General features: G+C 51.8%; 16 protein-coding genes. 9 read left to right on the top strand and 7 right to left on the bottom strand.

Annotated features, from left to right (window positions below; genetic code table 11):
- Positions 1-292 precede the first annotated feature (292 nt).
- The 6 genes from FW415_RS10210 to FW415_RS10235 all read left to right on the top strand — a co-directional run bounded on the left by FW415_RS10210 (position 293) and on the right by FW415_RS10235 (position 6,955).
- Entirely contained in the window at positions 293-1,858 is a 1,566-nt protein-coding gene (locus FW415_RS10210) for a family 43 glycosylhydrolase (RefSeq protein WP_148384425.1), read from the top strand.
- 334 nt (positions 1,859-2,192) lie between these two features.
- A complete protein-coding gene (locus FW415_RS10215; protein ID WP_148384427.1) occupies positions 2,193-2,954 on the top strand; it encodes an SDR family NAD(P)-dependent oxidoreductase in 762 nt (253 codons plus the stop codon).
- A 15-nt stretch (positions 2,955-2,969) separates the two neighbouring features.
- Positions 2,970-3,572: a short chain dehydrogenase gene (locus tag FW415_RS10220; RefSeq protein WP_148384429.1), complete on the top strand. Its 603-nt coding sequence runs from the start codon at positions 2,970-2,972 to the stop codon at positions 3,570-3,572.
- A 42-nt stretch (positions 3,573-3,614) separates the two neighbouring features.
- On the top strand, positions 3,615-4,520 hold the full coding sequence (locus FW415_RS10225) for an AraC family transcriptional regulator (protein WP_148384431.1): 906 nt from the start codon (positions 3,615-3,617) through the stop codon (positions 4,518-4,520).
- Positions 4,521-4,565: 45 nt separating this feature from the next.
- On the top strand, positions 4,566-5,363 hold the full coding sequence (locus FW415_RS10230) for an alpha/beta fold hydrolase (protein ID WP_210420855.1): 798 nt from the start codon (positions 4,566-4,568) through the stop codon (positions 5,361-5,363).
- A 296-nt stretch (positions 5,364-5,659) separates the two neighbouring features.
- A complete protein-coding gene (locus FW415_RS10235) occupies positions 5,660-6,955 on the top strand; it encodes a Gfo/Idh/MocA family protein (RefSeq protein ID WP_148384433.1) in 1,296 nt (431 codons plus the stop codon).
- 168 nt (positions 6,956-7,123) lie between these two features.
- Here the strand turns inward: FW415_RS10235 and FW415_RS10240 are convergent, their stop codons facing one another.
- Positions 7,124-7,549: a VOC family protein gene (locus tag FW415_RS10240; protein ID WP_148384435.1), complete on the bottom strand. Its 426-nt coding sequence runs from the start codon at positions 7,547-7,549 to the stop codon at positions 7,124-7,126.
- Positions 7,550-7,737: 188 nt separating this feature from the next.
- Between FW415_RS10240 and FW415_RS10245 the strand changes: the two genes are divergently transcribed.
- Positions 7,738-8,700, top strand: coding sequence for an ABC transporter ATP-binding protein (locus FW415_RS10245; RefSeq protein WP_148384437.1), 963 nt, complete (start codon positions 7,738-7,740; stop codon positions 8,698-8,700).
- Here the strand turns inward: FW415_RS10245 and FW415_RS10250 are convergent, their stop codons facing one another.
- The 3 genes from FW415_RS10250 to FW415_RS10260 form a co-directional block, all read right to left on the bottom strand.
- The gene (locus tag FW415_RS10250) at positions 8,701-9,570 is read right to left on the bottom strand and encodes an SMP-30/gluconolactonase/LRE family protein (RefSeq protein WP_148384439.1); all 870 of its coding nucleotides are present in this window, start codon (positions 9,568-9,570) and stop codon (positions 8,701-8,703) included.
- Positions 9,571-9,613: 43 nt separating this feature from the next.
- Entirely contained in the window at positions 9,614-11,512 is a 1,899-nt protein-coding gene (locus FW415_RS10255) for a gamma-glutamyltransferase family protein (protein WP_148384441.1), read from the bottom strand.
- Between the two features lie 262 nt (positions 11,513-11,774).
- Entirely contained in the window at positions 11,775-12,641 is an 867-nt protein-coding gene (locus FW415_RS10260; protein WP_148384443.1) for a polysaccharide lyase, read from the bottom strand.
- Positions 12,642-12,902: 261 nt separating this feature from the next.
- Between FW415_RS10260 and FW415_RS10265 the strand changes: the two genes are divergently transcribed.
- Positions 12,903-14,162: a Na+/H+ antiporter gene (locus FW415_RS10265; RefSeq protein ID WP_148384445.1), complete on the top strand. Its 1,260-nt coding sequence runs from the start codon at positions 12,903-12,905 to the stop codon at positions 14,160-14,162.
- A gap of 221 nt (positions 14,163-14,383) precedes the next feature.
- On the opposite strand, the gene FW415_RS10270 is transcribed toward FW415_RS10265, so the two are convergent.
- The 3 genes from FW415_RS10270 to FW415_RS10280 form a co-directional block, all read right to left on the bottom strand.
- Entirely contained in the window at positions 14,384-15,958 is a 1,575-nt protein-coding gene (locus tag FW415_RS10270) for a T9SS type A sorting domain-containing protein (RefSeq protein ID WP_168208758.1), read from the bottom strand.
- A 5-nt stretch (positions 15,959-15,963) separates the two neighbouring features.
- Complete coding sequence (locus FW415_RS10275; protein ID WP_148384449.1) at positions 15,964-17,700, bottom strand: hypothetical protein; 1,737 nt, start codon at positions 17,698-17,700, stop codon at positions 15,964-15,966.
- A gap of 81 nt (positions 17,701-17,781) precedes the next feature.
- Positions 17,782-19,596 (bottom strand): hypothetical protein, encoded by a 1,815-nt coding sequence (locus FW415_RS10280; protein ID WP_148384451.1) that lies wholly within the window; start codon positions 19,594-19,596, stop codon positions 17,782-17,784.
- A gap of 352 nt (positions 19,597-19,948) precedes the next feature.
- Between FW415_RS10280 and FW415_RS10285 the strand changes: the two genes are divergently transcribed.
- Complete coding sequence (locus FW415_RS10285; protein WP_246859000.1) at positions 19,949-22,219, top strand: GH92 family glycosyl hydrolase; 2,271 nt, start codon at positions 19,949-19,951, stop codon at positions 22,217-22,219.
- Positions 22,220-22,231: the final 12 nt, after the last annotated feature.

A 22,231-nucleotide genomic window follows, 5' to 3' on the forward strand; every position in this document is an offset into this window, starting at 1 on the left:
TTTGTAGAAAGATGCTGGTTCCGGTAATAATATTTGGTATATACCGGTTTAACCTGGCCCGTATCAGCTAAAATTACGTTGATAGATATAAAAATTTCCTTAAATTATTCAATTTTCCGTCTGGTGGCTGATATCCAAACCGGTCTGCTGCTTCCGGGGCCAGTATCCCTCAGAAGTGCTATAGCTTTTCAACATTATATTGCTTATATTATCTTCCGATAAATCTATTATAAACCCCGCTCCAATTCTCTCCACGTTAAATGAACCGAATTGTTGCGTACAGCAAAATGTTATGAAAATCAAAACCCTCAGAACCCTCACAGCCCTATCATTGCTATTGGCAATGGCTTGTCAGAAAGAAACACAAAAAGAAAATGCCGGCGAGGAATTGCTGCAACTGGATGACTCCAGGATCAGCGCAGCACCGCCGCTCGGAACATTGATCGATGGCGCTATTTACCGCATAAGGGGAATTACCTCCGCTGCGCCGGCCGGCCCCGTGGTGGAAGTTACCGGCAATTCCTCCGCGGAAGGTCAAAAAATTCAGCAGTGGCTATGGTTTCCGAACAACGGTCAGAAATGGAAACTGGTGAAAATTGATGCATCTTATTACAAGCTGGTGAATATGACCAGTAACAAATGCCTCGCGTCCCCTTCTGCTACCTCCGGAGATATCCTGGAGCAGCGAACAGACGATGGAAGCGATGCGCAAGCCTGGGCGATAGCATATTCGGGAAGCAATAACGTATTTTCGCTGACCAATAAAGCTACCGGCATGAAAATGGTGCTGGACCCGCAAAGCACCGGCCTTGGCGCCAAGATCAGGCAAAAATCCACGATCACCGGCAACCAGGACCAGTTCAATTTCCACAATGTCAATTTCCAGAATCCGCTGATCAACGCCAGCAGACCGGACCCCTATGTTACCCAAAAGGACGGTTACTATTATTTCATGTACACCAGGGGTAATAAGATTGGATTGAGAAAGACTACTTCCATGTCCTTACTATCCACCGCACCGGAATCTGTTATCTGGACCCCGCCCACAGGTACGGCATATTCTTCCAATATCTGGGCGCCGGAACTGCATTTCCTGTCCGGGAAGTGGTACATCTATTTTGCGGCCAATGATGGTACGGGTGATTCGCACCGGATGTACGTGCTGGAAAATGCCAATGCGGACCCGATGACCGGCACCTGGACATTCAAAGGGAAGATCTACGATTCCAGTGATCAGTGGGCGATAGACGGCTCTGTTCTCACGATAGGGTCTACGAATTATTTCATCTGGTCCGGCTGGGAAAGTACGGCCAGCAGGTACAAACAATACCTGTATCTTGCCACGATGTCCAACCCATGGACCATCAGCGGCCCGAGGATCAAAATATCCTCACCTACCAATACCTGGGAGAAACATGAGCCGAATTCGATTGGAGCCGGTGTCAATGAAGGGCCCATCATGCTGCAAAGAGATGCCAGCAGCCCTTTATTTATCATCTATTCCGCCAGCCGGTACACCAGCGACAACTATTGCCTTGCCCAGATACAACTTAAAAGCGGCGGTGATCCTGCGGTAGTTGCCGATTGGATCAATAAAAAGCAGGTCTTCGTGAGAAATGATGCCAACAGTGTTTACGGGCCAGGGCATAACAGCTTCTTCACCAGCAGTTATACGGACCCCAATGGCGTGGCGAAAAAGGAACACTGGTTTGTCTATCATGCCCGCAGTGTGGCGGCCACTACCAATGGTCAGAGGGCCCCGAGGATGCAGAAGCTCAGCTGGAACAGTGATGGTTCTCCGAACTTTGGCGTTGCCACAGCAACCGGCGTGGATATGCCGATCCCGGTAGGGGAGTGATCTTTGGTGTTTTGTAAGATACGTGTGGTCCGGGCGGGAACGCCTGATTGAAGAAAAGCCGTATAAATCGCAGGATTTATGCGGCTTTTCTGCTTTAATACATGAGTTTAATCCTGATGGGTTGACTTTTGAAGAAACACTGTCTTTAGTTAAAGCGGGTACCGGTTTTTTGACTTGAAATTCCCTTCCCCCATATCTCTCAGATTATTGGGGATCGCCACCGCAGTAACATAAATTCCTACATCTCTGAAATGTATAAAACCTGTCCGGAAATGTATAAGTAGCCTTCCGCCGCGTTGTTGAACTTTGCTGTATAAATTAAAACTTAAAAGAGATGAAAACAGCAACAGCAAAAATCGTTCTTGTAACCGGCGGGAGCCGGGGAATAGGAAAAAGTATTGCTTTAAACGCCGCTCAACGGGGCATTGACGTCATCCTCACTTACAACAGCAACTCCGATCAGGGGAAGGCTGTTGCGGATACCATCAACCGCAGTGGAGGAAAAGCAATAGCCTTGCAACTAGACACATCCAAAACCAGCTCCTTTAACGACTTTTCCGACCAGATCGCGCAGGTGCTAAAGCAGGAATGGAATCGGGAGGATTTCGATTATCTCGTCAACAATGCAGGGATATCCCAGCGAACGCTCATCAAAGACACAACCGAAGAACAGTTCGACGAACTTGTGGATGTAAATTTTAAAGGTGTGTTTTTCCTTACGCAAAAACTGATTCCGTTGATCGTTGATGGTGGTCAGGTTATTAATATTTCTTCCGGACTTGCCCGCTTTGCCTTTCCCGGCGTTGCCGTGTACGGCGCTCTTAAGTCCGCAATAGAAGGCTTGACACGGTATTTTGCCAAAGAATATGCAGGACGGAAGATCCGTGTAAATAGTGTTGCACCAGGGGCAATCGACACTGAATTTGGCGGTGGAAAAGGTGACGGTAGCCATCGTGAGCAAATTGCCGGCATGACTGCGCTCGGACGTCTTGGAGTTGCGGACGATGTGGGGATGTTTGTTGCATCACTGCTATCCGAAGACAGCCGCTTTGTAAATGCCCAACGCATTGAGATATCGGGCGGAATGTTCATCTAGTTAAAAAACACAATCATGAAACGTACGATCGTTGTAACAGGTGCCAGTGGCACCATAGGCGCAGAATTGTCAAAGACATTGGAAAAGGCAGGCCATAAAGTTATTAGGGTATCCCGCTCGTCGGGGGATTACAAGGCTGATATCAGCGACATAGCAAGTTTGGAAACGCTCTTTAAATCGATAGGCGCTTTTGACGCTGTAGCCAACGCAGCCGGCGAAGTAGCCGCACTCCCGTTTGAACAGATCACGGATGAAAGTATTAGTTTTTCCATTGCCAATAAAATGATGGGGCAGGTTAACCTGGTGCGCACTGCTTTACCTTATATTGCAGACAAGGGTTCTTTTGCGCTGATCTCCGGTGTTTTAACGGATGAACCTATATTGGGTGGCGTTATCGGCACAATGATAAACGGGGCAGTGGAAGGGTTTGTAAAAGCAACCGCGCATGAACTGCCCCGGGGTATCCGTATCAATTGCATCAGTCCTACAGTGTTGGCAGAGTCAACAGCTTATCATCCCTATTTCCCCGGCTTTATACCAGTAGCGGTCTCGAAAGTAGTCTACGCATATGAACGGGCTTTACTGGGGATCATCAATGGCAGAATTCTTCCTGTATAGGTCCTTTTTAGTAAATTTACCTGGCTTCCAAACCGGTTATATATGGAACAACCATTCGTTGATATCAATACCATACATGATCTGCATAAGCTCTACAGCTGCCCGCCGCCGAAACACCCGCTGGTTTCCTTTCTTGAGTTGCAGCAGATCAGCAGGGATAACTTTCCGGTAGAAGAAACCGCGTTCCGGCTGGGATTTTATGCCGTGTATCTGAAACAGTTAAAAGGATCAATGGGATATGGGCGCTCCCATTACGATTTTGATCAGGGCACATTGGTATTTACCGCTCCGGGGCAGGCTGTTTCAACACAGCGCTACATTTCCTATGATGATGGATGGGGATTGTTCTTCCACCCTGATTTGTTATACCGGACCGGGCTGGGCAAAAAGATGCATGGATACTCATTTTTTCAGTATGATGCCAATGAAGCGCTGCATGTGTCCGAGGATGAAAAGAAGACTTTACGTAATTGTGCGGATAATATGGCACAGGAGTATTCGCAAAACCTGGACAAGCACTCACAGGAATTGATCGTGAACAACCTTGAACTGCTGCTCAACTATTGCAGCCGTTTTTACGACCGGCAGTTCTTGACACGTTCCAAACCCAGTCAAGACCTGGTTCAGCAGTTTGAAAGCCTGCTGCTCGGCTACTTTTCAAAGGATTCGCTGATCGATGACGGACTTCCCGATGTAAAATATTTCGCATCGCGGCTCAACCTCTCTGCTGACTATCTTTCCGATCTGCTGAACAGGTACACGGGTAAAACTACCCTGGAACATATCCACCTGCAACTGGTAGATAAGGCGAAATCCCTGCTATGGGGTACAGAGAAAAACATCAGTGAAATTGCATTTGAACTGGGCTTTGAACATCCCTCTCATTTTACAAAAGTATTTAAAAGTAAGACCGGTAAGTCACCGTCGGATTACCGGCAACTGAATTGAAACTGACGGCGTTTGTCATTTTATAAACAATATTAAAAACATACCATGAATTTAAATCCCAACCGCGGCATTCGCACATTTGCAATGCTGCTTATTTTAATTATGACGATTTTCGTCTCAGAATTGCAAGCCCAGGTTTCCCCAAGAGTCCAAAACATTGTGCTTGTTCATGGTGCATTTGTAGATGGCTCCGGCTGGCAGCAGGTCTATGAAATCCTCTCCAAAAAAGGCTACAAGGTCAGCATTGCCCAGCCTGCGCTGACTACCTTTGAAGGCGATGTGGCTGCGGTAAAACGAGTAATTAACCTGCAGGACGGACCTTGTATTTTGGTAGGGCATAGCTATGGAGGTGCGGTAATAACAACGGCGGGTAATGACTCCCTGGTTCGCGGACTGGTATATATTGCCGCACATGCACCGGATCAAGGAGAATCTGAAGCTGACAACGGTAAAATTTTCCCCGCTGCTTATAAATCACTGATCAAAGGAAATGACGGCTGGGACTACATTGACCCCAAGATGTTTGCTGCTGATTTTTCTGGTGACCTGCCAAAATCAAAAGCAGATTTTATGGCCAATTCGCAGACGCCCACTGCTGACGTGGTATTCCACGCCATCATTCAAAACCCAGCCTGGAAAACAAAACCTGTTTGGTATATGGTAGCAAAATCCGACAGGATTATCAATCCGGAGTTAGAGCGGATGTATGCCAAAAGGGCTAATAGTAAAAAAATAGTGGAAGTAGAAGGTGCAAGCCATAGTGTCTATATAAGCCATTCAAAAGAGGTCGCAGACTTAATTATTTCCGCTGCTGATCTTTCTCAAAAAAAAGGGACAAAGTGAATTTAAACTCGTCTGATTGCTGACTTGTCCAGGTGGAGATCATCAAACAATGTCGGGCTGCTTTCTATTGTAACCCCTCATCTTTCTCCCACCTCCCAAAAGAACACGCAAAATTTTATTTTTTACAGTAAGTTTAACCCGCACACATCAGCGCTCGAAATATGCAACAACTGAGCGATCCCATATTGCTGGCCAGCGCATACATCCGGGAACGATTGCACCAAAACGCCTCCCGGCGCTAGGAAATGCGGCCGCGGCTGCTTATTTTGTTTATCACATATCATCATTATACCGTTATGGAAACAAAGCAAACCAATTTGAACAGACGGGCGTTCTTGCGCAGAACGGCAACCCTGTCCGCTTTCATGATCCTTCCCCGCTATGTGCTGGGCGGTAAAGGTTATACCGCGCCGAGCGACCGCATCAACATCGGTTTTATCGGCACCGGCAAACAGGCTTTCGGCCTGCAGCGGCAGTTCCTTCAGCTACCGGATGCCCGCGTGATAGCGGCAGCGGATGTCTATAAACATAAGCTGGATGAATTTGCAAAACGTGCGAAGGCCTACTACACGGAAAAGTCCGTGCAGCAGGACTGTGCCGTGTACAACGATTTCGGGGCATTGCTGGATAACAGGGATGTCAATGCCGTGGTGATCGCCACACCGGACCACTGGCATGCCATACAGGCGGTGATGGCCGCCAAGGCGGGAAAAGATATCTATTGTGAAAAGCCCCTGTCGCTCACCATCAAAGAAGGCCGTGCCATGGTGGATGCCACCAGGAAATACGACCGGGTTTTCCAGACCGGCAGCATGCAGCGCTCCTGGCCGGAATTCCGGCAGGCGGTGGAACTGGTGCGCAATGGCTACATCGGGGAATTGAAGACCATCAAAGTGAGCGTAGGCCCTCCGCCGAAGCCCTACGACCTGCCGGAACAGGCTATTCCGGAGGGGCTGGACTGGAAGAGCTGGCTGGGGCCAAATGAATTTGTGCACTTCAATTCCGCACTTACACCTTCCCTGAAAGACAGCTTCTGGGCAAAGTGGCGGGACTATAAAGAATTTGGCGGCGGTTTCATGACGGACTGGGGCGCACATATGTTCGACATCGCGCAATGGGCGCTGGATATGGATGGCAGCGGTCCCGTTGAAGTGATACCGCCGGACGGCAAAGACTATCCTGATCTGACCTACCGTTACGCCAACGGTCTGACCATGACGCACCGGGACAATGGCCGCAAGAACGTGGAATTCATCGGTACCGAAGGCACCGTGGATGTACAGCGCGGCAAGCTGGTGACCACGCCGGAATCGCTCAAAGACAAAAAAATAACGGATACGGATAAACGCGTGTACTTCAGCGATAATCATTACCGGGACTGGACGGATGCGATCCGCAAGCGCAGCAGGCCGATCTGTGATGTGGAAGTTGGTCATCGCACCGCTACCGTTTGCACTATCGGCAACATCGCCTACGAACTGGGAAGGCCGCTGAAGTGGGACCCGGAAAAGGAAATATTTACCAACGACCGGGAAGCCAACGCCATGCTGGGGCGGAAGATGCAGCGGAAATGGGCGAAACAGCTGGGGTAACGGTGATGTTGCCTTGTATATAAAAAGCGGACTTCATCACGTTCGGCGCAGAATAGCAGTTGTATCACAATGATTTTGACCGCACAGTGCTGTGCATAAAAACAGGGTGCGCCGACCTTCCGGTACACCCTGTTTCGTTTTTTATGCAGCGGAGGAAGGAAAGGCTGTTTACTGCTTCGCTTCAAAGTTAACCATCCACTGGATGCCGAATTTATCTACCAACATACCGAAGTATGCGCCCCAGAACACATCTTCCAGTGGCATCACCACCTTGCCGCCGTCAGCCAGCGCATTGAAGTAACGTTCCGTATCTTCGCGGTTGTCAGGCGAAATAGCGAGTGACATGTTGTCTCCGGGATGAACGCTCTGGCCCATGGATTTCAGCGTATCGGTGGCCATCAGTACCATGTTCTCGCCAATAGGCAGCGCAATATGCATGATCTTGTCCTGCTCTTCCGCCGGTAATTCCCCGGCATGCGGCGTGTCTTTGAAACGTTGTAAAAAGGAGAACTCGCCGCCGAAAACGGACTTGTAGAAATTGAACGCTTCTTCGGTATTGCCGGCGAAGTTCAGATAAGGATTTACAGTTGCCATGTTGATTATTTTGTACGTCAGGTAATTGCGATATAACAATACAAATCTACCGGCAATAGTCTGGTTTCAGTGCGTGCAATTACGACAAGATTGAGGGTGAAATGCGACACTTCTTTTGAATCCCCTGCTTTTTTGTACTTTTGGCCGAAGCGTATGAATAGTGCTCATACGCTTTTTTTATATCCATTATGAGTTTATTGCAAGTATCAGATATCCGCAAGCAGGAAGGGAGCTTTCAACTGAAAGACATCAGCTTTACGCAGGAGAAATTTCAGAAAGTGGCTATAGCGGGTGTTTCCGGCTCGGGCAAAAGTACATTGCTGAAGATCATTGCCGGGCTTGTGCAGCCGGATGAAGGGCAGGTGCTGTTTGAGGGTGAAAAGGTGAAAGGGCCGAATGACAAGCTGATACCCGGCCATCCGGGGATCGCCTATCTTTCGCAGCACTTCGAGCTGCGGAATAATTACCGGATGGAGGAATTGCTGGGGTATGCCAACAGGCTTCCGGAAGAAGAGGCCGCAAGGCTGTACGAGATCTGCCGGATCAGCCATTTGCTGAAACGCAAGAACGACCAGCTTTCCGGCGGCGAGAAACAGCGCATTGCGCTGGCGAGGCTGCTGGTGACCTTACCCCGGCTGTTGCTGCTCGATGAACCTTTCTCCAACCTGGACCTGATACACCGCGGCATACTGAAATCCGTTATCAGGGATCTGGGCGAGCAGTTGAACATCACTTGCCTGCTGGTATCCCATGAGCCTACCGATATGCTGCCCTGGGCAGACCGTCTTTTTGTGATCCATAACGGGCAGATCATTCAGCAGGGTAGTCCGCAGGAGGTGTACCTGCAACCGGTGAATGAATATGCCGCAGGGTTGTTCGGCAGCTATAACCTTGTTGATCCCGCCATCATGAACAGGGTAGCGCCGGAGGGAAAGCTGCTGTTCACCCGGCCGGAGCAGTTCAAGATCGTGGCGGGAGGGCAAAAGATATTGCCAGCTGCCATTGACAGTGTGTATTTCTTCGGCAATTATTATGAAATGGAAGTTGACCTGGGCGGGCAGCATATCTTCATCAGAACAAATCATGGTCATTTCAGGAAAGGGGACGTTATTTACCTTTCCCTGCCGGAAGGAGGGGACTGGTACCTTTGATCATTTTATCCCCTTTACCGGCATTTTTACGGTATAAACGCCGGTAGATGCCGTAATGAACAGGATGTCCCTGTCTTTCCCCCCGAAACAGGCGTTCGCCGTCCATTTTTCCGGTACTTTAACGTAGCGGATCAATTTGCCTTCAGGATTGTAAACAGAAACGCCGTGGCCGCAGGTATAGATATTGCCTGCTTCATCGATCGTCATGCCATCCGCCAGCTGATCGGTAAACAGCAGGCGTTCCCCCAGGGTGCCATCCGGCTGTACGGTGTACCGGTAGATCTTGCTGGCGCCGATATCCGCCACAAAAACATGTTTCCCGTCTTTTGAGCCGATGATGCCGTTGGGCTTTTTGATATCGTCCGTTGCGATGACCGGCGTTTTTTTGCCTTTGGGGAGGAAGTACACTTTCTGTCCCTCTATTTCACCTTTTTGCCGGGTCCAGTAGTTGCGCTGATAATACGGATCGGTAAAGTAGATGCCGCCTGTTGGCGTGATCCAGAGGTCGTTGGGGCCGTTCATTTTTTGTCCTTCGTAATCGCTCAGCAGCACGGTTACCTTGCCTTTCGGAGAGATGGACCAGAGCTGGTTATGTTCATCCGCGCAGGCGATGATGTTGCCTTTTTTATCGATATACAATCCGTTGGAGCGGCCGGCATTGTCCATGAACAGGGTGAGCTGGCCATCGGTGCTGTACTTCCATATCCGGTTGTTGGGCTGATCGGTGAAGAACACATTGCCGTGTTTGTCGTGCGCGGGGCCTTCGGTAAAGGCGAACTGGCCGGATACCAGTTGGGCCTGCAGGGTGTCTGTCTGTGCCTGTGCGGGTATGCCGCAGAGGGCGAGCAAAAAGAAGATTGTTGTTTTCATTGTGGATAATTGATCCGCTTAAAATAATACAAATAATGCGGGATTACCAGCCGATGCCGTAATCTTCCCCATGATTGCTGCTGCCGCCCCAAAGGCTCCCATGCTCACGGTCAAAGAAGATGGCATTGATGGGGCCGCTGGTGCGCTGGCGTACGCTGAGTTTGTAGCCCATTGCCGTCAGCGCTTTGCGGACAGCCTCCGGTGTGGAGTTGCTTACCAGGATGCCGCCCGGCTGCGGGCGGCGGTCTTTGAATGAAGTGCCGCCGAGTGACAGCCATAACTGGTCGCTGTTGATATTTGCCGCTTCGGCTGCCTGCTGCACGGTCATATCAAATTCCACCACATTGAGGAAGAATTGCAGCAGGTTCTGGTCCTGCGTATCACCACCCTGTACGGCGAAAGACAGGAACGGTTTCCCGTTTTTCAGCGCCATGGAAGGCGTAAGCGTAACCCGGGGGCGTTTGCCCGGCGCAATGACGTTGAAGGGGCTGAGCACGGAATCCAGCACAAAGCTCTGGAGGCGCTGGCTCATGCCCACACCCGTGCGGCCCGCGATGCAGGCCGGTATCCATCCGCCGCTGGGGGTAATGGACACCACCCAGCCTTCTGCGTCGGCGGCTTCCACGCTGGTGGTGCCGCGCCAGAGCCGGTCGTGCCACGCACTGTCGGCTCCGGTGTTGTTGAAAGCCGTGGCATCGTGCTTGGGGGTGGCTTGTCCGGGTTTATATTGATTGGTGGAATCGGTCAGTAAATGCCTTTGTTCCAGCAGATGTAATACGGGATTGGCGGTTCCCAGGTATTTGTAGGGATCGCCGGGGGAGGGTGCAGGATCGTTCCGGTCCGGCCGGATGAGCCTGGCCCTTTCCTTTGCATAGTCTTTGCTCAGCAGTCCTTTTATAGCGGAATGCTTGTTGAAGTACGGATCGCCGTAGTAAAAGTCCCGATCCGCAAAAGCAAGGTTCATGGTCTGGTAGAGGGTATGGATGTAGGGAGCGGAATTGTAGCCCATGCCTTTGAGGTCGAATTGCTCCAGCATGTTGAGGCTTTGCAGGAGCACGGGGCCCTGGGTCCACTCCTGCAGTTTGTACACATCAATGCCTTTGTAATTGACATGCAGCGGTTCTTCTTCAAGGGGTTTCCAGTTGGCCAGGTCCTCCATCGTAATGAGGCCGCCCTGCTCCCGGCATCCCCTGACGAATTCCCGGGCAATGTCCCCTTTGTAGAACCGGTCGTACGCCGCCATAATGGCCTCTTTCCGGCTTTTGTGGTTGCGCAGGGCCTCCTGTTCGGCTTCCACCATTTTGGTCAGCGTAGCCAGCAGGTCTTTCTGCACGAATATCTCCCCGGCTTCAGGCGCTTCCCTTTTTTCTCCGGGATGGGTAAGGAAAACTTTTTTGCTGTATGGCCATTCCCTGATGCGGTCTTTTCCCCGTTCGATGCTGTTAGCAGTCTGTGCGTCGATAGGGTAGCCGGCAGCCATTTCCATGGCGGGGGCCAGTACTTCCTTAAGGCTGAGTTTGCCATATTCCGCCAGCATGTGGCAGATACCGCCGGGGGTGCCGGGGGTTACGGCTGCGAGGGGGCCGTATTCCGGGGGGAAGTTGTACCCTTTCTGTTTGTAGAACTCCGGCGTGGCGCCGGTGGGCGCTACACCCAATGCGTTGATGGCGATCACCTTCCCGGTTTCGGGATGATAGATCAGCGCTTGTGTTTCCCCGCCCCAGCTCAGTACGTCCCACATGGTGCAGGTTGCCGCGAGCATGGCGCAGGCCGCATCCACCGCATTGCCGCCGCGCTGGAAGATCATAGCGCCGGCAGTGGCTGCCAGCGGTTTGCCGGTAATGGCCATCCAGTGTTTGCCATGAAGCGGCGGTTTCTGGGTTTGCTGGGCAAGGCTTGTCAACGAAAAGGGAAGCAACAGGAGGAATAGAAAACGATACATAGCAGGATGATTGTTGGGCTAATTTAACAAATACCTGCCAGAGCTTTCCGGATATATGATCAGCGGGGAAGAGGCGGCAGTGGCGGGGGGGACCATGATTTTCTGCTGTTTTGTGGTTTCTCCGGTCATCAGAGAAAGCAGCAGCGGCCGGGGCGTGGCCGCTGCTGTTATCAGTGCTGTCAGGCTGGCTCACCGGTGCTGGTTTTACCGGGATGGAGGCATCCCGGTCACCGGCGCGCTTATCTGTTGATCAGTCCATACATCAATTCGCCAGTTTGTTCACCACCAGATCATCGTAATAAATATATCCGTCTGATGATGATTCCCAGTACGACTGGCTGCCGCCGCGGAAGGTGTGGAAGGTGAGCATCCGGATCAGGCGTTTGCTGTCATTCGTCGTCCAGCGGATGGTCTTATCCAGCAGTACATTGCCGTCGATGAGGATCTGTGCGCGGCCGTTGGTGCTGCTGCCGGTGTTGCTTTTGATATACATATGCACATGGTAGGTCTGCCCCCTGTTGAGGCTGCCGCTGGAGGGATAAGTGAGGCCCCAGGTCTCCCCGAATTGTCCGGACTGGTCGCGATAGTACACATAGGGCTGAAAGTACACGCGGCCGGAATTGTTCTGGTACCACATCATGCGGAGGGTGCCGCCATTGCCGTCCCAGGCGGGGTCGCCGCCGGTATTGCCATCACCGATGGAGAAGCCGAAGCCGATCTTGCCGCCGCGGCTCCAGTCGAATGCGCTGTGGAACCGGATGGTAAAATCAAGCTCATAGGCGGAGCCATCCGAGATGTCGATGTTGGAAATGAGGCCACCGGCGCCGGAGAGGGCATTTTTTAGCAGGGTAACGCGCAGGTTGCCATTGGAGATCATGGCGCGGGACTGGTTCCATCCGCTGACATTGCCAAAATCAGCCGCCGCCTGGGAAGAGGTGTACGTGCTTTGGTGCGGATAGCCGTTCCAGTTGACGGAAAAAGAACTGTTGATAGCCGCGATGCCAACGGCAGCGGATTGCTGATCCAGCGTGGAAGCGCTCAGCTTTTCTTCAGGGGCGTCCTGCTTTGTGCAGGAACCGGCCAGGAGGCCGAATACTACCAGGGGCAGCATGTTGAGATTTGCTTTCATGTGTTTGTTTTTTCATTAACGTGAGCAATAAAAAATGAAAAGAGATAGGATTGGGTTATTTGATATTATTTAATTGCAATCGATAAGATAAGAATAATTATCAAAAAATAGCGCTGTTTGTTTGTATTTTATTGATTAAATTATCCTTAATCGTTTTAGCAGCATTTTCAGGAAAACTGAACAGCCTGATATTTTTAGCCGGTCCGGGATCATCCGTTCCCGAAAAAATTAAATTTGCCTGGCCCTTCAACCGCAAAAAGTATGGAGAACTACAGCATTGTTATTTTTATCCTCGCCATCATGATAGGTCTGTCTGCCATGGCAGACAAAATAAGGTTGCCATACCCCGTGCTGCTCGTCACGGCAGGTATCGCCATCGGCTTCATACCCGGAATGCCGCAGATCATCATCAACCCCGAGATCATCTTCCTGATCTTCCTTCCCCCGCTCCTGTACGACGCGGCGTTCAATATCTCACTGCCCGAGTTCCGGAACAACTTCAGGATGATCAGCACACTGGCCTTTGCCCTCGTGTTCCTCACCACCGCCGGTATTGCCGTTACAGCCTATTATGTCATCCCCGGGATGACCTGGCCGCTGGCCTTTGCCCTCGGCGCCATCCTCTCGGCTACGGACGCTGTTGCTGCCATGAGCATCACCAAAGGGCTGGGCCTGCCGCATAAGACCATTACCATCCTGGAAGGAGAGAGCCTTATCAACGATGCTTCCGGGCTTATTGCTTACCGTTTTGCCGTAGCAGCTGTAGCAGGTACATCGTTCGTACTGTGGAAAGCCTCGCTGGAGTTCGTGGGGTTGATCCTGGGGGGCTGTTTCATCGGATGGATGCTGGGGCGGTTCCTGGGCTTTATCCTGAAGCGTGTAAAAGACGATCACATAGTAGCTATTAGCCTCACGCTGCTGATGCCCTTTGTGGCCTACCTGCTGGCGGAGACCCTGGGTGTTTCCGGCGTTATTGCCGTGGTCACCGGCGCTATCATGGTATCCCTGGTCATGCCCAAAACAATACCCGAGCAAACCAAGGTGCAGTCGAAAGCCATTTGGGATATCATCATCTTTCTCCTGAACGGGCTGATATTTATCCTCATCGGCCTGGAATTTCCCTATGTGATCGAAAGCATAGATCATGAGGACATCCTGCCGCTGATCGGTTACAGTTTCCTGATCTGCCTCGTTACCCTCGTGATCCGCATGGGCCGGGTGTATCTGCAGCATATCGGCCTGCAGAACGCCTTTCGAAAAAAGAATACCCGGAAGAACAAAAGGGCGTTGCTGGACTGGAAGAACTGTCTCATTATCGGCTGGTCCGGCATGCGGGGCATCGTTTCCCTGGCTACCGCCCTGGCATTGCCGCATCGCCTGAGCGACGGCACGCCGTTCCCGGAAAGGCATACCATCATTTTCATTGCCATAGTGGTGGTACTGATCACGCTGGTGGTGCAGGGAATGGGTTTGCCTTTGCTGGTGAAGGCGCTCCGGCTGCATAAAACGGATCAGGGCTGATCTTTTTTAACATATTCTTGACGGCCTGATGTGGATGAAAGCCGTAATTTCAGTGTTCATCAAAAAAAAGGAGGTATTCATGCAATCTACAGGATATTCATGGAAACCTTCAGTTAGTATCGCCTAACTGGGTTGCTCCATTCAAGAAAACTGTTGACGCAAAGCGTCTAAGGCTGTACCGGAAAGGTGCAGCCTTTTTTGTGACGCCTGACCCTCAGCCATTATTTCAGTACAACGATCTTGGCGGTATGCATGACCACCTGTGTACCCTTGTGCATGATCACGAGGAAGTAGGTAGCTGCCGGGAGACCGGTTACGGATATATCTCCTTCCTGATCGATATCATACTGCCGCAGTATTTGTCCCCATGCATTGGTGATCTGCATGCGCATGGCGGTACGCACGCCGCTGATGCGCACCTTGAAGTGCCCGTAGTTCGGGTTGGGGAAGATCTCCACCTGTTTCATCGGGGGAACGGGCCGTATATCGGAGTACTCCACATTCCCGTTGCGTAATACCGCTTTTATGCGATAATAACTCCATCCCTGGAAGTTGTTATGATCAACAGTATTGTAATCCAGCAAACGAAGGCTGTTGCCGTTGATGGCCCGTGTTGGCACTACGCCCACCGTAGTGAACGTGTTTTCTGTTTCCAGCCTTCTCTCCACCTCGAAGCGATCGTTATTCACCTCATACCATGTGGTCCACAACAAGCCCACCTGCGATGGAGAAAGCCGGTTGGCATCGAAACGCACCCATTTGATCTGCGGTCCGGGTGTTGCGATCCTTGTTGATTTGGAGAAATATTCATTGATGCGCATGCCGGCCTCAAGCTGCTGGGTATGCATGGTGGCGGGTTGTTGCAGCGGGTATGTGGTAAGATCGCCTTCGGCAGCAACGGTGCCGGATTGTGCTACCCAATACGGATCATCATAGCGGTTCAGGAAGCTGCTCTGCCGGTTATCCCGGTAGGATGGCATTTCTTCCGCATCGGTATGCTGGAAGGATATCCGTGTATGACCATTACCCACGTGGTTACGGCCGATGTTCCATGTTTTGTGAATGAAGGTGTCCTGCATGGCGGCGCCGGTGATCGCATGATTATACACATTGTCGAACACCCGGGCCCGGAACACATCCGCTGCTCCGCTGTTGTGAATGGCTACAGGAGAATAGCTGCCGGGCGCTGTGCCTACGGGGAACACCACGTTGCCGGAGGGGCTGCCGAGCTGTTCCCGGTACAGGAACCCTCCCGCAATGCCCCCTCCCGTCACCACAAACCTTCTGTCACTATAACCGGTGATCTGACCGGGCGCATGATCTCCCACCACCAGGTTCCAGCCGTTCAGGAAAATATGCCCATTCTGGAAGTGCAGTGTATTGCGGACCTTCAGATCGTTCAGATCACCCAGCTCAATGCCGTCAGGATTGTCTACGGTGAGACTGGGAAAACTGCTGCCGCTGCCGGAAGCCGCATTATATCCTCCAAAGAGCAACTGGCGGCCCGCGGAGCCGTACAGGGGGTTATTGCCGGAGAACCGGAATATACCACCGGTACCGCCCTCGTCTGAAAGCGAAGCGCCGTTACCGTTAGTCCATTGCTGGCCGAGGAAATATATCGTCGCACCGGGCTTCGAACCGAAGGAACCATCGTTCCGTGTATTGAGATAAAACGTTACCGGAAGAGCGCCTGTTGCGCATACCTTGCCTTCTGCAGGGATGTAAATGCCCTGCTGGGCGAAGCTGTCGCTGGCGCAGCACAAAAGAAGAAGAAATACCGGTATAAATGATCTCATGTTGTTTAGTTGGTATAGGATATCGTGATCCATCTGTTCCCGATGGACTGTACACCTAAAACTTCCGCATTATTCCATAATTGTCTTGTCGTGAATTGCCCGCCGCTGCCGGAAACATTCACCGCTCCCCAGCCATTGGCAAAATCCCGCGTGATGTAGTATATCCGGCCGGTACAGGTTGTTGCATTCGGCAGGGTGACGGTATAATTGGTGCCGTTATTCCCTGTTTTGCGCATGACTACCGTAAAATGGCTTTCATTCAACGTTACATTGGCTGTATTGCTCAACGTGGTTACACCGGTGGCCAAGGAACCCTCTACATGCACGGTACTGGTGGGGGCATCGGTACCTACGCCCAGTCTTTCATCCGTATTATTCCAGAACAGGTGTGCCGCATTCTGCCGCACTTCGGTGCTGGCATCGCTGCTTTTTCCGGCGAAGACGAGCCCTCCGTCCGTGAAGTTGTTATCGCCATGCGTGGTCACCACTTTGTACCAGGTATTGCCGGCATTGGTGGTGAGCGGCGCTGCATTACCGCCCCATTCCTTCAGCGCCAGCGTATTCTTGTCGAAATAAAGCTGTGTCGTAAAACCGCCACCCTGGAAGGACAGCACGTTCCAGGAATGAGCGCCAGTTCCCAGCGGGCCGCTCTGTACGGTGCCGGTAACGGGACTGGCCCATATCTTCATGCGACTGTTGGCATCGGGAGCGTCCGCGCCGCCGATATTGTTATCCGGCAGTATGCCATAGGTAGCGCCGCCATCCATATCCAGGTCCGGCTGCCAGGTGTTATTGGTGCTGTTCCATTTGAGCACCTGTCCGTCGGTGGGTGCGGTAGCGGCAATATTCCGGTTTTGCAGTTTATTGGCGTTCCAGATATTGGCGTTGAAGTCCGCCGTCATGTTACCGGTGGTATTGTTCAGCAATAGTCCGGTGCTGATCTTTACTTCCTGGGTAACCCCGTTGCCGGTGCTGTAGCGGCCGAGGAGCGACTGGGAAGTAACATCCTGTATTTTGTTGTAGGTCACCGCTTTGTTGGTGATGGTGGTGGCAAAGGTGCCGGTGCCGGAGCCGGTAACGGGCCCCGTCAAGGTAACGGCAGCGCTGCCTGCGCCGGGTTCCCAGAGGCTGGTGGCATTGTTCCATTTCAGCACATCGTTTGCAGCAGGGGCTGTAGCAGCGATGTTCCGGCCCTGCAGTTTGTTGGCATTCCAGATGGCATTATTGGCATCGGCAGTGATCAGGCCGCTGCCGCTGTTCAATAACAGTCCCGTGCCGAGCGTGAGCTCCTGTACCGTGCCATCTGTTGCTGCATGCCTGCCAAGGAGTGATTGCGCGCTCACGTCCTGTATCTTGGGATAGGTCACAGCCTTGTCGGTGATCGTGGTGGCAATGGTGCCCGTACCGGTACCGGTCACCGCACCGGTAAGCGCGGTGGAGATGTCGCCTACTTTCTCCCAGGCGCCGTTCCTTCTGATATACAGGCTTTTTTCGGATACATCATTCACAAACACCAGCATACCATCGTCTGCATTGAACAATTTGCCGCCGGAGAGTATCTCTGCTTTCAGCACACGGGGCAGCAGCAGGCCCTGGTTGGAGCTGTTCAGTTCCAGTATGGCTTCTTTTTTTACATTGGACGGGTTGTCGCCCAGTTTCAGCTGCTGTGCCGCAGCTGAGAGGGAAAGCAGGGCGGTGAGGCCGGATAGGATGCCGCAACACGCGGCCGTCAGGATCTTCATAACATATAGGGATAGGATAGTAACAGATTAAGGAACAGCAGGAACGCTGCGATGGACAGGCGTTCCTGCTGCCCGATGGCATTATTTTCTGATGATATACCAGTTGGTGCCATCTGACTGAAGCGTTACGAACGTCCAGTCGTTATAGATGGTATAGTTTGGCCCGCCTTCCACCTGGGCGCTGCCATTGGGTGCGATGGTCACTTCATTGTCAATACCGCCGGTGCCGATCTTTTTGATGGTGTACACGCGGCCTTCCACTGCAGCCGGCAGGTTTACCGTCAGGGCGGCGGATGTTGCATCCACAAGGATCGTATGGTCTTTGTCCGTGATCGGATAGCCATCTGTATTCACGGTTTTGATAGCCATGGATATGGAACCTGTTACCTGTAATGTGGAGTTGCCTGCCGTAGTGGCGCCTACATTTACATTTTGTGCAAAGCTCTTATCTCCCGCAAAGGATTGTGTAGTAGTGCTGACTGCACCACGCGCTTCGGAACCGGCTTCGCCGCTTGCATCGGGCAGGTTGAAGCTGACGGTTTTCGCTACGCCATCCACGGTAATACCGAAATCGTTATTGTTGGTAGTGGTGTTGAAAGTGATGTCAGGGCCAATAGTATTATTGGTGCCGTCGGAAATCCGTTGTACGCCGTTCTCCAATGCGGCAATATCTATCAGCCTTCTTTCGATCACATTCCCTGCGCCTTGTATAAGCACGTTATATGGCCCGGTGGCAGCGGTGGCATCCACGGTGTTCAGCGTCAGCAAACCATCTATTGTGGCTGTACCGGCCAGGTTGGCGGCACCGGCCACATCAATGCCGGCTGCTGCGGTAACTTTGTCCTGGAAGGTTTTTTCACCGCCGAAAGTTTGTGCGGCCACGGATACGCCGCCCGGATTGGTGGCATCCGCAGCATGCAGCGAAAGTTCATTATTATCTGTACCGCCGATCGTTAAACCGTTGGCATCAGGCGTATTGGAAAATGCCGCTGCGATCACCTGTTTCTGGGAAGCCTGGAGTTTGTCCCAGTCCGCTTCGGTCAGCAGACCACGGGTGATGCCCGTGCCTGCGGTAGGGATATTGAACGTGTGCACACCCAGCAGGGTGGCCACATTGAAATCTGTTCCCGCAGTACCGGTGGCAAAGCTCTGAATAGCTTCCTGGGAGCCGTTCATGGTGGAAATGGCATTGTCGAATGCGGCCGCGGACATCTGCCTGCGGTTCACATCACCGGTAACGGGATCGATCACCAGTACATTTACCAGCGAGGTGCTGGCAGCAAGGTTGGCGAAATTCACGCCATTCGCAACGCTCAGGGAATTGGAGCTGAGCGCGCCCGAGAACTGCCCGGTAGTGGCGGCAATAATGCCGGATACCAGCAGGTTGCCGGAGATCTGGCCATTCCCGAGCACATCCAGTTTGGCCGTGGGATTATTGGTGCCAATACCGATGTTACCGGTGGCATCAATACGCATGGCTTCCAGATCATTGGTCTTGAATACCAGCGCAGCGGAGTTCCTTGAGCCGAGGAAATCCGTTGCATCATTAACGGTATTGCCTTCGCGGCTCCAGTTCATTTCCGCTTCATCCAGCGTAGCCAGCTTCACCCAGGCCCCGTCTTTCCGCAAATAAAGCGTCTGGTTCTGATGCGTAGCATTTTCCACTACTACGATCATACCGTCGGGTGCGGTATTTAATGGTGCGGTCGTCAACATGCCGGGCTGAACACGCGGGAGGAGCAAACCCTGCCGGTCGCTTTCCAGTTCCAGTACAGAAGCTCTGTTGATAGAGTAGGGCCTGTCGCCTACTTTCAATTGGGCGTTAGCCGTAAATGCTGCCATGAGCATGCCGGACGCAAGTAGTACACGCATCGCGGTACGTAAAGGTGTTTTCATAGGATTGAGGGATAAATAGGTATTATAATTATGTAAACCGTCAGGAATAAAATGCTAATGTCTTCGCTAACAATCAACTATTCCGATGCTGTGGAATACTGTGTTCAATTATCGTTTTTTAGTTATCAAATATATAATGCAAATATATAATATTAAAATTAAAAACAATATAAAACGAACGTGGTATTTTTGCATAAAATACTTTTTATCAATGTGTTATGCATTAAATTCACTATAAAGGAGTATTGACGTATTGTTTAAATTGCTATATGTCAACACATAAGCAAACCGCCCGTCAAAATGTGCTTTTTTCCGAGCCGGCATTGTTATATCATTATACTTTCAAACCAGGATGATGATTATTAGAAGATTATGTACGCTGGCCGTTTTTTTGGCTGTAACCACTGCAAAAGCACAGCAGCCGCTTGCGCAATATGCGAGTACTTTGCAGGGCACCGATTCGGAGTTTAAACTAAGTAACGGTAATACCTACCCGACCACCTCGCTCCCGTTCGGCATGAACGCATGGTCTCCCCAGACGGGAAAGAATGGCAATGGATGGAAGTATCAGTATAAGACCGGAACGATCCGCGGTTTCCAGCAGGCGCACCAGTGCAGCCCCTGGTCGGAAGACTATGCGGTGTTTTCCCTGATGCCGGTGAGCGGCGCGTTGATCGTGGATGAGCATGAACGTGCGGCGGCATTCAGCCATGCCAACGAAACGGCCCATCCTTATTATTACCGGGTGAAGTTCGATAACGGCATCATTTCAGAAATGTCACCTACGGAAAGAGGTGCGCAGCTCCGCTTCTCTTTCCCGAAAAAGAAGGCGGCATATGTTGTATTGGACGGCTACATCCGCATGAGTGAGGTGAAGATCCATCCGGCGGAAAGAAAGATCACGGGTTACGTTAATAATGGCCGTTACATTCCCAAAGGCTTCCGCAACTATTTCGTGATCCTGTTCGATCAGCCTTTCACCGCATTCGGTACCTGGGAAAACGAGAAGAACGGTATAACGCCGGATGAACAATACCGGGAAGGAAAAGGTGTTGGCGCTTATGTACGTTTCCGCGATGGAGCAAAGGTGCAGATGAAAGTAGCCTCTTCCTATATCAGTCCGGAACAGGCGGAGCTGACGCTGCGGCAGGAGCTGGGCATGCATGCCAGACTGGAAGATACCAAAGCGGTGGCGGAGCGGACCTGGAATACCCTGTTCAACCGGGTGAAGGTAGAAGGAGGCACGGAAGCGGACAAGGCTACTTTTTATTCCTGCCTGTTCCGCGCCAATCTCTTTTCTCACCAGTTCTTCGAGTATAATGAAAAAGGAGAGCCGCATTATTACAGTCCGTATGACGGCAAAGTCCATAGTGGTTACATGTACACGGATAATGGATTCTGGGATACTTTCCGGGCCCAGTTCCCGCTGAACAACATCCTGCATCCCACTATGCAGGGGCGCTATATGCAGGCTTTGCTGGCGGCGCAGGAGCAATGCGGCTGGCTGCCTTCCTGGTCTTTCCCGAATGAGGGCGGCAGTATGGTGGGCAATCATGCCATTTCACTGCTGACGGATGCCTGGGTAAAAGGTATCCGTACGTTCGATCCTGAGCGGGCGCTGAAGGCTTATCTCCATGAAGCCACGAATAAAGGGCCATGGGGACCGGCCAACGGCCGCCAGGGCTGGAAGGAATATTTCCAGCTGGGTTTTGTACCGCAGACAAAAGGAGCCTACGGCCCCGTATCGCAAACCCTGGAATATGCCTATGATGATTTTTGCGGATACCAGCTGGCGAAGGAAACGGGGCATCCTTTTTATGAACAGGTATTTGCCCGGCAGATGTATAATTACCGCAACGTTTATGATCCCGCTACGGGCTTTATGCGCGCGAAAGACAAGGAGGGCAACTGGATGCCGGATTTCGATCCCTATGAATGGGGCGGCCCGTATGTGGAAGGGAATGCCTGGCATTGGGTATGGTCTGTATTCCATGACGTGAAAGGCCTGATCCGGCTCATGGGCGGCGATGCGCGTTTTATAGCAAAGCTGGATTCCGTATTCTCGGTGCCGAATAAAGTGAATGTAGGTTCTTATGGATCGATGATCCATGAGATGACGGAAATGGTTAAAGCGGATATGGGCCAGTATGCGCACGGCAACCAGCCGATCCAGCATATGGTGTACCTGTATTGTTATGCCGGCCAGCCCTGGAAAACGCAGTATCATGTACGCAATGTGATGCGCAGGCTCTACAATGCGTCCCCGGCGGGTTACCCGGGTGATGAGGACCAGGGGCAGACTTCCTCCTGGTACGTGATGAGCGCATTGGGATTGTATGCGGTTTGTCCGGGTACGGACCAGTATGTGATCGGCAGCCCTGTTTTTCCGAAAGCAACGCTGACGCTGGAAAACGGCCGGCAATTCGTCATTGAGGCGGTGAACAATGGTCCTGATAATGTTTACATCCAGTCCGCGACCCTTAACGGGCAGCCATACACGCGCCACTGGATCCGGCATGCGGATATTGTGAACGGCGGAAAGCTGGTGTTGCAGATGGGGCCACAGCCTGCGTTGGACCGGGGGCTTGCGGAAGAAGATAAACCCTTCTCTTTATCCGAGTAGGTAAAAGAAAAA

Origin of the sequence: Chitinophaga sp. XS-30, from assembly GCF_008086345.1 — a bacterium.
Taxonomy (GTDB): domain Bacteria; phylum Bacteroidota; class Bacteroidia; order Chitinophagales; family Chitinophagaceae; genus Chitinophaga.